General features: G+C 69.8%; 11 protein-coding genes and 1 tRNA gene. 7 read left to right on the forward strand and 5 right to left on the reverse strand.

The features are described from left to right. Positions 1–8: 8 nt before the first annotated feature. Entirely contained in the window at positions 9–1,121 is a 1,113-nt protein-coding gene (locus RC2_RS11960; protein WP_068152895.1) for a ferredoxin reductase, read from the reverse strand. Between the two features lie 210 nt (positions 1,122–1,331). On the opposite strand from RC2_RS11960, the gene RC2_RS11965 reads away from it, so the two are divergent. Next, the gene (locus tag RC2_RS11965; RefSeq protein WP_068152892.1) at positions 1,332–2,000 is read left to right on the forward strand and encodes a TetR family transcriptional regulator; all 669 of its coding nucleotides are present in this window, start codon (positions 1,332–1,334) and stop codon (positions 1,998–2,000) included. Positions 2,001–2,010: 10 nt separating this feature from the next. Then, entirely contained in the window at positions 2,011–2,820 is an 810-nt protein-coding gene (locus RC2_RS11970) for an alpha/beta fold hydrolase (RefSeq protein WP_068152891.1), read from the forward strand. Positions 2,821–2,837: 17 nt separating this feature from the next. Here the strand turns inward: RC2_RS11970 and RC2_RS11975 are convergent, their stop codons facing one another. Continuing rightward, positions 2,838–4,163, reverse strand: a complete 1,326-nt coding sequence (locus tag RC2_RS11975; protein ID WP_068152876.1) for an MFS transporter — start codon at positions 4,161–4,163, stop codon at positions 2,838–2,840. A gap of 75 nt (positions 4,164–4,238) precedes the next feature. Between RC2_RS11975 and RC2_RS11980 the strand changes: the two genes are divergently transcribed. Both RC2_RS11980 and cmrA read left to right on the forward strand, forming a co-directional pair. Further along, positions 4,239–6,269, forward strand: a complete 2,031-nt coding sequence (locus tag RC2_RS11980) for an NADPH-dependent 2,4-dienoyl-CoA reductase (RefSeq protein WP_068152874.1) — start codon at positions 4,239–4,241, stop codon at positions 6,267–6,269. 47 nt (positions 6,270–6,316) lie between these two features. Next, positions 6,317–7,123, forward strand: coding sequence for a mycolate reductase (gene cmrA / locus RC2_RS11985; RefSeq protein WP_068152871.1), 807 nt, complete (start codon positions 6,317–6,319; stop codon positions 7,121–7,123). A gap of 29 nt (positions 7,124–7,152) precedes the next feature. Here the strand turns inward: cmrA and RC2_RS11990 are convergent, their stop codons facing one another. Beyond that, entirely contained in the window at positions 7,153–8,730 is a 1,578-nt protein-coding gene (locus RC2_RS11990) for a helicase HerA-like domain-containing protein (protein WP_068152868.1), read from the reverse strand. A gap of 63 nt (positions 8,731–8,793) precedes the next feature. Between RC2_RS11990 and orn the strand changes: the two genes are divergently transcribed. Together orn and RC2_RS12000 are read left to right on the forward strand one after the other, a co-directional pair. Then, positions 8,794–9,399: an oligoribonuclease gene (gene orn / locus RC2_RS11995; protein WP_072681410.1), complete on the forward strand. Its 606-nt coding sequence runs from the start codon at positions 8,794–8,796 to the stop codon at positions 9,397–9,399. Between the two features lie 115 nt (positions 9,400–9,514). Next, positions 9,515–9,587, forward strand: a tRNA-His gene (locus RC2_RS12000). Between the two features lie 50 nt (positions 9,588–9,637). Here the strand turns inward: RC2_RS12000 and RC2_RS12005 are convergent. Together RC2_RS12005 and RC2_RS12010 are read right to left on the reverse strand one after the other, a co-directional pair. Then, positions 9,638–11,479, reverse strand: coding sequence for a BCCT family transporter (locus RC2_RS12005; protein ID WP_068149815.1), 1,842 nt, complete (start codon positions 11,477–11,479; stop codon positions 9,638–9,640). Positions 11,480–11,633: 154 nt separating this feature from the next. After that, on the reverse strand, positions 11,634–12,869 hold the full coding sequence (locus RC2_RS12010) for a glycoside hydrolase family 183 protein (RefSeq protein WP_245811085.1): 1,236 nt from the start codon (positions 12,867–12,869) through the stop codon (positions 11,634–11,636). Positions 12,870–13,314: 445 nt separating this feature from the next. Between RC2_RS12010 and RC2_RS12015 the strand changes: the two genes are divergently transcribed. Then, on the forward strand, positions 13,315–14,103 hold the full coding sequence (locus RC2_RS12015) for a M23 family metallopeptidase (protein WP_068149812.1): 789 nt from the start codon (positions 13,315–13,317) through the stop codon (positions 14,101–14,103). The last annotated feature ends 16 nt before the right edge of the window (positions 14,104–14,119 follow it).

Genomic DNA, 14,119 nt, shown 5'->3' on the forward strand with positions numbered 1-14,119 from the left:
TGGTGTGGTCAGACGTCGATGTCGACGTCGCCCACGGGGACGGAGACGCACAGCTGGATCTCGGTGTCGGGATCCGAACTCGTCTCGCCGGTCTTGACGTTGCGGGTGCATCCGGACTTCTTGACCGAGGTGCACGTGAAGCAGATGCCCATGCGGCACCCGTATTCCGGGGTGAGCCCGGCGTTCTCCGCCTGCTCGAGCAGCGTGGCGCCGTCGTTCTCGGACGTGGTGCCCGAGGCGGAGAACGTGACGGTGCCCGTGGCGTCGCCGTCCGCGACGGGGGTGGCGGTGACGAACTCCTCCTTGTGGAGGGCGTCGGCGAGCCCGAGCTCGTCGTACACGCCGGTGACGCCCTTCATGAGCCCGGGAGGGCCGCACAGGAAGGTCTGCGCGGACTCGTACCAGGGCGCGGCGGTCGCCAGGTGTTCGGCGTCGAAGAAGCCGTGGAGATGACCACCGTCCTGCTGATCGGTGTACGCGTAGACGACGTCGACGTTGTCGTTCTCGGCCGCGATGCGGTCGAGTTCGGCGCGGTAGCAGACGTCCTTCTCGGTGAACGCGTAGTGCAGGAACGCGACGCGTCCGGTGTACCCCTCGTGCACCAGTGTGCGCAGCATCGACATCACCGGGGTGATGCCGCTCCCGCCACTGATCAGCAGGACGTGGCTCGGCCGAGGCGACGGGAGCTCGAACGTGCCGGTGGCGGGCGCGAGGCTCACCACCAGTCCGGGCTCGGCCGCGTCGACCAAGTAGGTGGAGACGATGCCGTCCTTCTGCTTCTTGACGGTCAGCTCGATGGTGCCGTCGGCACCTGCCGCGCCCACGGGCGAGTAGCAGCGGGTGTGCCGGATGCCGTTCACCACGACACCGATCTGGACGAAGTGGCCGGCGGTGTGGCCTTCCCACTGCCAGGTCGGCCGCAGAGTCAGGGTCACCGTGTCCGCGGTCTGCCGACGCACGGCGACCACCTCGGCCCGCATCTCGTCGACGGTCACCATGGGGTCGACCAGCTCGAGGTAGCGGTCGACGGCGTGGGGCGTGGTGAGGGTCTCCAGCAGGCGCGGACGCAGCTTGGACAGCAGGGACGGACGGCGGCGAGCGGCCGGTTCGGCGATGCTCATCGTGTCTCCTTCGATGTCGGTGGGATGCGACGTCGGATCCGCACCCGCCAACAGTGCACATCCGTTCACTGGAAACGAGTGTGACAGCCCGGACCAGGGACGTTCAAGGCCAATGTGACGACCGACACGTCTGCTCACCAGCAGTGATCCGGACACCACCGGTATCGGCGGAGTGCACACGCATACACGCAGGTGAGTTACTGTGACCTCATGTCCGACCGATCCGGGACCGCGACGGCCAGCCGGGCCGAGCGCAAGGAGCGCACTCGCCGTGCGCTGGTCGACGGCACCTTGGCCACGATCGAGGACCGCAGTTTCGCCAGCGTGAGCCTGCGCGAGGTGACCCGCGCGGCCGGCATCGTCCCGACGGCGTTCTACCGCCACTTCGCGTCGATGGACGATCTCGGCGTCGCCGTCGTCGAGGACAGCATGCGCACGTTGCGGCGCGTCCTGAGGGACGCGCGTCGACACCCGTCGGCCGAGAACGCGCGCGAGTCCCTGGGTCTGCTCGTCGGCCAGATCCGTGACCACGACGTCCAGTTCCGTTTCCTCCTCCGCGAGCGCAACGGCGGGGTCCCCGAGGTCCGGAGGGCCATCGCCACCGAGCTGCGGCTCATCGTGCACGAGCTGGTGCAGGACCTCGAGCGCATACCGGCGCTGGAGCAGTGGCCCACCGACGATCTCGACATGGTCGCCAATCTCATCGTGAACACCATGCTCGCGGCGGTCGTCGACCTGCTCGACGTGCGGCCGAACAGCGTGGCCGAGCGCGACGTCGTCGAACGCGCCCTCGCGCAACTGCGCGTGGTGATGCTGGGCATGGGCCAGTGGCAACCGCGCACCGCGGTCCGGGAGCGAGGCCCCGCCGCACGCGGCTAGCGTGGGGCCCATGCGCATCCCCGTGGGCGACCTGACCTTCGACGCACGCGAGTACGGCGACCGGGAGAACCGTCCGGCGTTGCTGCTGCACGGCTTCCCCGAAACCGGCGCGAGCTGGGACGACGTGGCCGCCCGCCTGGCCGACGCCGGGCGGTACGTCGTCGCTCCGGACCAACGGGGCTACTCCCCCGACGCTCGACCCGACGGCATCGAGGCCTACCGCATCGAGGAACTCGTCGCCGACGTCGTGGGCATGCTCGACTCCCTCGGGATCGACGCGGTCGACCTGGTGGGGCACGACTGGGGCGCGATCGTCGCCTGGCACGTCGCCGCGTGGCATCCCCGGCGGGTGCGCTCGCTCACGGCCGTGTCCGTCCCCCACCCCGGTGCGTTCGGCTGGGCCCTGCGGAACGACGCGGACCAGAAGGAGCGCAGCGAGTACATGCAGCTGTTCCGTCAGCCGGACAAGGCCGAGGACGTGCTGCTGGCCGACGACGCCCGTCGCCTGATCGCCATGTTCTCCGGCGCGGCGGATCCGACGATCGTCGAGCGCCACCTGCCCGTCGTCGTTGACCGCGCTGCGCTCACCGGCGCGTTGAACTGGTATCGCGCCATGACCCGCGAGTTCGGCGACCTCGGTCCCGTCACGGTGCCCACCACGTTCGTGTGGGGCAACGACGACACCGCCATCGGTCGAGTGGCGGCGGAGCGCTGCGCGCAGCACGTCGAGGGGCCGTACGAGTTCGTCGAGCTCGGGGTGAGCCACTGGGTTCCGGAGGACGACCCCGATCGACTCGCGGACGAGATCCTCGCTCGCTGAACACCTCTCGGGCCGCGTCAGACCACCGCGTCCCGAGCCAGATCACCGCGCGGCGCGGCGACCGGGAGCAACGCGGCCAGACCGGCGGCGAGCACCACCAGCAGGCCGACGATGCCGGCCCGGTCGGAGCCGAACGCGTACACGAAGAACCCGAAGAGGCTCGGCGCCAGGAAGGACACGGCGCGGCCGGTGGTCGCGTAGAGCCCGAACATCTGACCCTCCCGGCCCGGCGGCACGATGCGCGTGAGGAACGTGCGTGACGACGACTGCGCGGGCCCGACGAACAGGCACAGGATCAACCCGAAGATCCAGAACATCGTGGGCCCGGACACCACCAGCAGGACGATGCCGGTGGCGATCATGGCGGCCAACGAGACGACGATGACCCGCTTGGGCCCGATCGCGTCGTCGACGCGTCCCGCGGCGAGCGCCCCCAGCGCGGCGGCGACGTTCGCCGCGACGCCGAACAGCAGCACGTCGGCGGCCGAGATGCCGTAGACGGTGACGGCGAGGACGGCGCCGAAGGTGAACACGCCGGCGAGTCCGTCCCGGAAGAGCGCACTGGCGACGAGGAACCACACCGTGCGGCGGTCGGTGCGCCACAGGTCGCGCACGTCGCGCAGCAGGACTCGGTAGGACTCGAGGTACCCGGCCCGCGCGGCGACGGCGTCGGTGCGCGGCAGTTCGGGGACCGCCAGCAGGACCGGCAGGGAGAAGACGAGGAACCACACCGCGGCGAAGAGGGCGACCAGGCGGATGTTCAGACCGTCCTCGGTGGAGATGCCCAGGAAGCCCCGAGTGTCACCCTCCCCGGCGATGAAGCCGAAGTAGGACACCAGCAGGAGCACGATGCCACCGAAATAGCCCATGGCCCAGCCGAATCCGGACACGCGTCCCAGGTTGTCCGGGGTGGAGACCTGCCGGAGCATCGCGGTGTAGGGCACCTGCGCGAGCTCGAACAGGACCGACCCACCCGCGAGCAGCACCAGCCCCAGCCACAGGTAGTGGTAGTCGTCCTTCACGAAGAACAAGCCGGCCATCGCGGCGACGGTGGCGACGCTCAGCAGGAAGAGCGACCTCGTGCGCCGCCCCCGCGCGTCGCTGCGCTGTCCGGAGACCGGAGCACTCACCGCGATGAGCAGTCCGGCCAGACCCAGCGACCAGCCGAGCCACGAACTGGCCGAGATGCCGCCGGGCAGATCGTCGCCCACGGCGTCGGTGAGGTAGACCGAGAAGACGAACGTCAGGATGACCGCCTGGAAGGCGGCGCCGCCCCAGTCCCACAGGCCCCACGCCGCGATCTGCTTCTTCGACACCGTGCCGGGAGCACCGACCACCACCATCCTCGCAGCATAGGGCGCGGCGGCGACACGTCGATTCCGGTCCGACACCGCACATCGTCCCTACACTCGGCGAACGTGACCGACACCTCGCAGGCGCACCGGTATCCGACGCTGCTCTCCCCCTTCACGGTCGGCTCGGTGACCCTGCGCAACCGCGTCGTGATGGGCTCGATGCACACCGGCCTCGAGGACCGTGCGCACGACGCCGGAAAGCTCGCCGCGTACTTCGCCGAGCGGGCCCGCGGCGGGGTCGGCCTCATCGTGACGGGTGGCTACGCACCGAACCGGCGTGGGTGGTTGCTCCCGTTCGCGGCCAAGCTGACCAACCGGATCGAGGCGCGGCGCCATCGCCGCATCACCGCGGCCGTGCACGACGAGGGCGCGCGCATCGTGCTCCAGATCCTCCACGCGGGCCGCTACGCCTATCACCCCGGCGCCGCGTCGGCGTCGTCCCGCAAGTCCCCCATCTCCCCGTTCCGCCCCTGGCGCCTGACCGATCGCGGCGTCGAGCGACAGATCGACGCCTACGTGCGCTGCGCACGCCTGGCGCAACGGGCCGGCTACGACGGCGTCGAGATCATGGGCGGCGAGGGCTACCTGATCAACCAGTTCCTCGCGCCGGCGACCAACCACCGATCGGACCGCTGGGGCGGCTCGGCCGCGCACCGCCGCCGTCTGCCCGTGGAGATCGTGCGTCGCACCCGCGCCGCGGTGGGCCCCGACTTCCTGCTGATGTTCCGTCTGTCGATCGCGGACCTCGTCGCGCACGGGCAGACCTGGCCGGAGGTCGTCGCCCTGGCCCGGGAGCTCGAGGACGCAGGCGTGGATCTGCTCGACTCCGACATCGGCTGGCACGAGTCCCGCGTCCCCACCATCGTCACGTCGGTCCCTCGCGCCGCGTTCGCCGACGAGATCCGCCGCCTCTCCGACGTCGCGCGGGTCCCGGTGGTGGCCACCAACCGCATCTCCATGCCCGAGGTCGCGGAACAGCTGCTCGCCGACGGCGCCGCCGATCTGATCTCCATGGCCCGGCCCATGCTGGCGGACCCCGACTGGGTGGCCAAGGCCGGCGACGGCCGCCGCGACGAGATCAACACCTGCATCGCCTGCAACCAGGCGTGCCTCGATCACGTCTTCGTCCACCGCAAGGCCTCCTGTCTGCTCAACCCTCGTGCCGGCCGGGAGACCGAACTCGTTCTCGCACCGACCGTGCGGGCACGGGACATCGCCGTCGTCGGCGCCGGACCGGCCGGGTTGGCGGCCGCCGTCGAGCTGGGTCGACGTGGCCACCGCGTGACGCTCTTCGAGTCGAGCGATCGCATCGGCGGCCAGTTCGAGATCGCCCGCCGCATCCCCGGCAAGGAGGAGTTCGCCGAGACGATCCGCTACTTCACCCACTCGCTCGACCGTGCCGGCGTCGACGTTCGCCTGGGCGTCACCGCCACCGTCGACGACGTCGTCGGCGCCGATCACGTCGTCCTCGCGACGGGTGTGGTGCCGCGCGTGCCGACGATCCCCGGCATCGATCACCCCAGCGTCGTCACCTACGCCGACGCGGTCCTCGGCCGCGCTCCGATCGGCGATCGCGTCGCCGTTATCGGGGCGGGCGGCATCGGCGTCGACGTCTGCACGTTCCTCACCACGACGTCCTCGCCGACCCTCGACGTCGCGCGGTGGCGACGGGAGTGGGGCGTGACCGACGACCCGGCCGCGCGCGGCGGGCTGACCGAACGCCGGGTCGAGAGCCCGCGTCGACAGGTGTATCTGCTGCAGCGCACTCCCGGACGCATCGGCACCCGGCTCGGCAAGACCACCGGATGGGTTCACCGCGCGCACCTGGTGGACGGCGGCGTCGAGCAGCTCTCCGGCGTGACCTACCACCGTATCGACGATGCCGGCGTGCACCTCACGGTCGACGGTCGACCACGGACCCTGACCGTCGACACCGTGATCGTCTGCGCCGGTCAGGAGCCCGTTCGCACGTTGCTCGACGCCGTGACGACGGCCGGGATCGGGGTCGACGTCATCGGTGGGGCCGAGCGCGCCGCGGAGATCGACGCGAAGCGGGCCATCGAGCAGGGGACGCGGGTGGCCGCACGTTTGTGACCTCTCCCGGTGCCGGACCCCCGCCGGCTTCGCTAGCCTGAGCGGTCGTGAGCCTCCCCGCACCCACCGCCGATGCCCGTGCCGTCGTGACCGGAGCGTCGTCCGGCATCGGCGAAGCCCTCGCCGCCGAACTCGCCGCCCGCGGTCACTCGCTGATCGTCGTCGCGCGGCGCGGTGACCTGTTGAACGCCCTCGCCGACCGCCTCACCGACGAGCACGGCGTCACCGTCGAGGTGCGGGTGAACGATCTCTCCGATCCCGTGCAGCGGCAGTCCTTGGCCGACGAACTCGCCGACCGCGACGTCTCGATCCTGTGCAACAACGCCGGTATCGCGACCTTCGGCCCGGTGGCGAAGCTCGACCCCGACTACGAGCGCGCCCAGGTGCAGCTCAACGCGGTGGCCGTGCACGACCTCACCCTCGCCGTCCTTCCGGGCATGATCGCTCGCGGCGCCGGCGGCATCCTGATCACCGGCTCCGCCGCCGGCAACATGGCCATCCCCAACAACGCGACCTACGCCGCCACCAAGGCCTTCGTGAACACCTTCTCGGAGTCCCTGCGCGCCGAACTCGCCGGCACCGGTGTGCACTGCACCCTGCTCGCGCCCGGTCCGGTTCGCACCGAGACCCCCGACCCGGCCGACGCGTCGATCGTCGACAAGCTCGTCCCCGACTTCCTCTGGATCGACAGCGCCTACACCGCGCGGCTGTCCCTCGACGGGCTCGAGAAGAACAAGATGCGTATCGTGCCCGGCATCCTCAGCAAGGGCATGTCCGTTGCGGGACAGTACAGTCCGCGGTTCATCACCGCGCCGATCGTGGGCAGCTTCTACAAGAAGCTCGGCGGGGAGTGATCACCGGCGTCGGCTGAATCCGACTGCCGTCACCGCCGGCGGCGGCCCGTCCCGAAGATGCTCCGCGAGATCTCGCGTCCGGCCGCGCTGGCGGCGGAACGCAAGAAGCTCTTCACCGCAGGATTGCTCATGATCCGTTCGGCGGCGGACGGGCCGGACGGCTCGGGAGCCGGGAGCGGCGGCAGGTCGTAGGTCTGTGGCAGCGGCGGGAATTCGGGTTCGGCAGTCGGCGCAGTCGGTGCCGTCGGCGGCGCGAGGCGGGCGGACAGGCGCTCGTACGCCGAGTCGCGGTCGACGGTCTCCGCGTACGTCGCATGCAGCGGACTCGCCGCCGCCGCCGCGGCGATCGCCTCGGTGCCGATGGTGTCCATCAGCGACTGCGGCGGCCGAATCCTGGTCCACGCCACCGGGGTCGGCGCGCCACGCTCGGACAGCACGGTGACCACGGCCTCACCGGTACCGAGCGTCGTCAACGCCTCCTCGAGGTCGTAGTCCTCGCTCGTGGGATACGTCCGCACCGTCTTCGTCAGCGCCTTCTGATCGTCCGGGGTGAAGGCGCGCAGGGCGTGCTGGACCCGCGCTCCGAGCTGGGAGAGCACCGGGCCGGGAACGTCGGTCGGCAGCTGGGTGCAGAAGAAGATGCCCACCCCCTTCGAGCGGATCAGCTTGACCGTCTGTTCCACCTGCTGCAGGAAGGCCTTGGACGCGTCCGCGAACAGCAGATGCGCCTCGTCGAAGACGAACACGAGTTTCGGCTTGTCCAGATCGCCTTCCTCGGGCAGCGTCTGGAACAGATCGGCCAGGATCCACATGAGGAACGTGGAGAACAGCGCCGGCCGTGCAGCGAGCGGTCCGAGCTCGAACAGCGACAGCACGCCGCGCCCGTCCGGCGTGACGCGCAGCAGATCCTCGGTACGGATCTCCGGCTCGCCGAAGAAGGTGTCACCCCCGTCCGCCTCCAGGTTGACCAGCGCCCGCAGGATCACGCCGGCCGTCGACGACGACACTCCGCCGATGCCCTTCAGGTCCGCCTTGCCCTCCTCACTGGTCAGGTGCGTGATCACCGAACGCAGATCCTTCAGATCGAGCAACGCCAGACCCTGCGTGTCCGCCCAGTGGAAGATCAACCCCAAGGTGGATTCCTGGGTCGCGTTCAGTCCCAACACCTTCGAGAGCAGAATCGGTCCGAAGGAGCTGATCGTGGCGCGGACGGGGATCGCACCGCCCTCGGTCCCGAGGGAGAGGAACTCCACCGGGAAACCCTCCGGCGCCCATCCTTCGGCGGCGGTGTCGACGGCGCGAGCCCGAATCTTCTCCGAATCCTCGCCCGCCCGTGACAGTCCCGACAGGTCGCCCTTGACGTCCGCGAGCACCACGGGAACGCCTGCACGGGAGAGCTGTTCGGCGATCACCTGGATCGTCTTGGTCTTACCGGTTCCGGTCGCGCCGGCCACGAGACCGTGGCGATTCATCGTCGCCAGCGGGAGACGCACGCGCGCCGAGGCGTCCGCCGCACCGCCCAGCACCACAGTCCCGAGTTCGACGGCCGCACCCTCCGTGGCGTAACCGGCGGCGATGGCAGCGGAGCGGGATGCGGCATCGGTCATGAGACGACCCTAGCGCCGAGGTCTAGGGTGAGCAGGACAACGGCACCGAACGTGAGGCACGACGTGAGCAAGGATTTCCTGGTCTGGATCGACTGCGAGATGACGGGTCTCGACCTGGCCTCGGACAAGCTGATCGAGATCGCCGCGCTGGTGACGGACAGCGACCTGACCGTGCTCGGCGACGGGGTCGACATCGTGATCCATGCGGACGACGACGCGCTCGCGAACATGCCGGACGTCGTCACCGAGATGCACGCCAAGTCCGGACTGACCGAGGAGGTCCGGCGGTCCACGGTCACCCTCGAGGAGGCGCAGGAGCAGGTCCTGGCGTACATCCGGGCGCACGTGCCGGAAAAGGCCGCACCGCTGGCGGGCAACTCCATCGCGACCGACCGCGGATTCCTGGCTCGGGACATGCCCGAGCTCGACGACTACCTCCACTACCGGATGATCGACGTCAGCTCCGTGAAGGAACTGTGCCGTCGCTGGTACCCGCGGATCTACTTCGGTCAGCCGCAGAAGGGGCTCGCGCACCGGGCCCTGGCGGACATCGAGGAGTCCATCCGCGAGCTGAAGTACTACCGGCGGACGGCCTTCGTCGCACCCCCCGGTCCCACCACCGAGCAGATCGGGACGGTCGTGCGTTCCCTGACCGGCGGCGACGCCTGAGACCGACCGGCGGGCGCGCCCGGGACCGACCGGCAGGACCGGGACCGATTGGCTTCCGGCCGCGGGGTCAGGCTAGTATCGAACGCGCTGCGCGCCCGGTGGGTGCGTCGCGATGGTGGGCGTAGTTCAGTTGGTAGAGCACCAGGTTGTGATCCTGGCTGTCGCGGGTTCGAGTCCCGTCGTCCACCCCGACGAGAAGGGCCCCGGTCATCCGACCGGGGCCCTTCTTGCATTCCGCCTACTTATTGGTGGTCTGCGCCTGCGCCGATTCCTCGAACTGCGGGGTGTCGAACACCTCGCCGCCCAACGGATCCTGCGGCTCGGCGTCGGCCACGTACTGCGCATCGCCGGTGGCGGCGTCGACGTCGATGGCCGATTGCGGAACGTCCTGGATCGCGAGGACCACGTGATCGCCCGCCGGCGCCGAGGTGCCGTTCTGCTGCGTCGGCAGCGAGAGTCCGGCGAACGTGGCGGACACTCCCCCGCGGCGGACGGTGCGCGCTCCCGTGCGGGTCACCCGCGTGTCGGCGGTGGGCGTGATGCGGACGTATCGCGGCGTGGTCGCCACGTCGTACCGGAACGCCTTGAGCATCGACACACAGGCCAGCACGAGGACGACCGAGAAGGGCACCGCCGTCGCGATCGATGCCGTCTGCAGGGCCGTCAGTGACCCGGACCCGCCGATGAGCAGCAGGACCGCTGCCGCGATGCCTTCGAGCACACTCCAGAACACCCGGGTGATCTTCGGGGTCTCGAGGTCGCCGCCCGTCGAGAGGATGTCGATGACGAGCGACCCGGAGTCGGAGGACGTGACGAAGAAGAAGACGATCACGAGGATCGCGAGCACGCTGGTGATGGTGGCCAACGGCAGCCCGTCGAGCAGTTGGAACAGCGAGGTGTCGACGTCGACGGCACCGTCGGCGTTGGTCATGGACCCGTCGCCCCGCTGCCGCAGGATGGCGGCGTCACCGAAGATCGTGAACCACAGGGAACCGATCACGGTGGGGGCCAACAGAACACCGAAGACGAACTCGCGAATGGTGCGGCCGCGGGAGATGCGGGCGATGAACATGCCGACGAAGGGCGCCCAGCTCATCCACCAGCCCCAGTAGAAGATGGTCCACGCGCCGGTCCAGCCGTCTTCCGCGAACGGCGAGGTCCGCAGCATCAGCTCGGGGAACGACTGGATGTACCCGCCGAGGTTCTGCACCCAGGACTGCAGAAGGAAGAGCGTGGGGCCGGCGATCAGAACGAAGAGAGCCAACGCCGCGGCGAGGCCCATGTTGATGTTGGACAACCACTTCAGGCCGCGCGAGACGCCGGAGACCACCGAGAAGGTCGCCATGCCGGTGACCAGGACGATGAGACCGATCACCAGCCAGTTGTTCACCTCGAACCATCCGAGATAGCCGAGTCCGGCGGAGATCTGCTGCACACCGAACCCGAGGGACGTCGCCACTCCGAACAGCGTGCCCACGATGGCGACGACGTCGATCGCGTGACCGATACCGCCCTCGATCCGCGTGCGGCCGAGCAACGGTTCCAACAGCCATCGCACCGAGAGCGGCCGGCCCTTGCGGTAGGTCATGTAGGCCAGCCCGAGGCCGACCACGACGTAGATCGCCCAGGCGTGCAGACCCCAGTGATACAGCGTGAGCTCGAGAGCCTGATTCGCCGCGGCGTCGGTGGAGCCGGGGACCCCGCCCGCCACCGGCGGCGTGACGTAGTGCGACAGGGGCTCGGCGACGCCGTAGAACACCAGGCCGATGCCCATTCCCGCGCTGAAGAGCATGGTGAACCAGGACAGCACGCCGAACTCGGGCGTCTCGTCGTCCCGCCCGAGTCGGATGTTGCCGATACGGCTCACGCCGCAGTAGAAGGCGAACGCGACGAACACGGTGGCGACCAAGATGTACCACCATCCGACGCCGTCCGTGATGGCCGAGTTGAGGCGCTCGAAGGCGTCCTCGGCGGTCTTGGCGAACAACACCGAGAAGCCGATCATCAGGACGATCAGCAGTGTGGCAGGGACGAACACGGGCTTGCGGAGCCCGCGCCACGCGGTCGTGAGGGACGACATGACGGGAAAGGACCTCGGTTCTCATCGCAGGATCGGGAGCGTGTGGGCCCGCTGGGCACGGGAACGCTATCCCCTGTCGATGCAGTGTGGCCAATCCACAGACTGGGCAAACCGGGCGGTCGGACAGCGCGTCTCGCCGACGACCGGTGCGACGTCACCGCAGCGCGTCGAGGTCCGTTTCGAGCAGGAGCACCTGGTAGGACGAGTACTGGGACGCGGTGAAGTACAGCTTGTCGCCCGAGGAGCGCGGAAGGACGAACGGCGCGTAGAGACCGCCGCCGGGGTAGTTGCCGACGTCGTTGTTGGTCACCAGGGTGGTCGGCGCGGACCACGGACCTTCCGGGGACGGAGCGGTCCGCGCGACGATACGTCCCTCGACGTCGTTGCCGTAGAGCATGACGAATCGGCCCAGGTAGTCGTTCCACGTCACCGACAGCTCACCCACGGGCTGCTCGACGACGGGGGCGGCGGCCGCGACGTCCGGGGACCACCCCGACCCGTTCCAGTACTCGAAGCGCCGCAGGTCCAACAACCCGTCCGGGGCGACGCGACCGAGGTACGCCGCGCCGAGGCGACCGTTCGGGGTGCCGTACTGGTAGACCATGCCGTCTCGGCCGCGCACGAAGGCGGACTGCTGGAACTTGCCGTCGAGCTGCTCGGCGCCCGGCAGGGTGACCCCGGTGTTGTACCGGGTGGTGCTCGGTTCCGGCGTCCAGGTCTGGCCGTTGTCGCGCGAGGTCGCGGTGAAGGCGTAGTTGGTGGACCAGACCGACCCGTTCCAGCCGCGGACGGACATGAACTGCAGGTACTGCACCCCGTCCACCGCGATACCGGCGGTCGGGACCACCGTCTGCTCCACCGGGGCGAGTCCCAGCGCGGAGACGGCCTGCTGGGCGACGCGGGGTTCGAGCGCGGTCACGGCCGCACCCGATCGCACGTCGCCGGGAACGGCGTCGGGCACGGTCAGGCCGTCGGCGAGGTTCGCGTCGTCACTGCGCAGGATCACGTTGTGCCGCCACTGCCCGCCGGGCACGACGCAGCTGCCGAAGGTGTCACCGAAGGCGAGAAGGGTCTGGCCGGCGCCGTTGTCCCACGAGACGCCGAGGTCGGTTCCGGTGATGCCGAACCGATCGAAGGTGCGGTTGGGGCCGGCCTGACCGCTGACCCAGTCGACGATGCGGGTGTTGGGTCCGGCGTAGCGAGGCGGCGCGCCCTGGGGGCCGGCGGCCTGCTGCCCGAGCCCGCCGATCCCGGTGATGCCCGTGCCGGAGATGCCGCCGCACGGTTCGGCCGAGGCGACCGCCGGCCCGACCACCGCCCCGGTGACCAGCGTGCCGACCACCGTCGCCGTCGTCGTCAGAGCAGCAGCCAGCTTGAAATACCCGCGCACCGTCGGTCGTCCCCCACGTTCGTCCCCTCCGCGGCTCGGGTCGAGCCGCGGTCCTGCAGCACGAATGATGGCACGTCGGGCGTGCGCACCTGTCGCCGCCCCCGTTTCGCGGTGATCGACCGCATGGCATGCCGGTTACGGGCCGATCACGCCGACCGCGCGAATTACGGTGATGTAATTGTTAATTGGTGTGACCGCGAGATACTTCTGTGACGTAAAGTGGCCGCTGGCGCTCTTGGGGAAGGTGCGCCGCACAGATACTCGTGTTGTTCGTGAGACCTGTCGATCGTGGATGTCAAGGGAAGGGCATCGACGTCGACCGGCCTCGTGCGACCGTCGGCCGTCCCGGCCCGACGGTCGTCGGCGACGTCTGCTCGGCTCACCTCCTCCGTCTGCGCCGGTCAGATCGACGACGCCCGCATCCGGGCGCAACCGGAGGTAGCACGTGCATCACGAACTCGACACGTCCACTCGGGAATCGGGGTCCCGTTCCGTCACCACCCGCCGGGGAAGGCGGGTCATCGGGGGCGCCGTTCTCGGCGTAGCGCTCACGGGCAGCCTCGTTCTGGGGGCCGCTCCGGCCACCGCGGCACCCGCTCTGCCGCCCCTGCCCGCGATCCCCGGCCTGCCGGCGATTCCGGGTCTGCCCCTCACCGCGAAGCAGCAGGCCGCGATCCTGGCCGCTGTCTTCGACGCCACGGGCGTCCTGGTCCAGGAGGTCGCGGGCCTGGTGCTCGGCGATCAGTTCCTGACGCCGCCCAGCGGATCCGCCGGCCCCGGCACCTCGCCGGCCGTGCCTCCGTTCACGTCCACCCCCGGTATCGGGGGGTCGCGCCTCCCGCTCGCACCGGGATCGTTCGAGGTGACCTCGGGCTTCGGCGGGCGGGGCAACCCGACGGGCGGCGGTTGGCAGAACCACCAGGGCATCGACTTCGCGGCGCCGTCGGGCACCACGATCTTCGCCGTGACCGGTGGCACCGTCACCCGCGCCGGTGACAACGGCGACGGCTACGGCAACCTCGTGATCATCAAGAAGGGTGACACCGAGGTGCTCTACGGCCACCAGAGCCGCATCGACGTCTCGGTGGGCGACACCGTCGCACCCGGCCAGGCCATCGGCGCGGTCGGCAGCACGGGCGACTCCACCGGTCCTCACCTGCACTTCGAGGTGCGCCGCGGCGGCGAGGCCGTCGATCCCGTCGGCTACCTGACGGCGCTGGGCCTGCGGGTCTAGAACCCAGTTCTCACCG

This window comes from Rhodococcoides corynebacterioides NBRC 14404, from assembly GCF_001894765.1.
GTDB lineage: Bacteria > Actinomycetota > Actinomycetes > Mycobacteriales > Mycobacteriaceae > Rhodococcoides > Rhodococcoides corynebacterioides.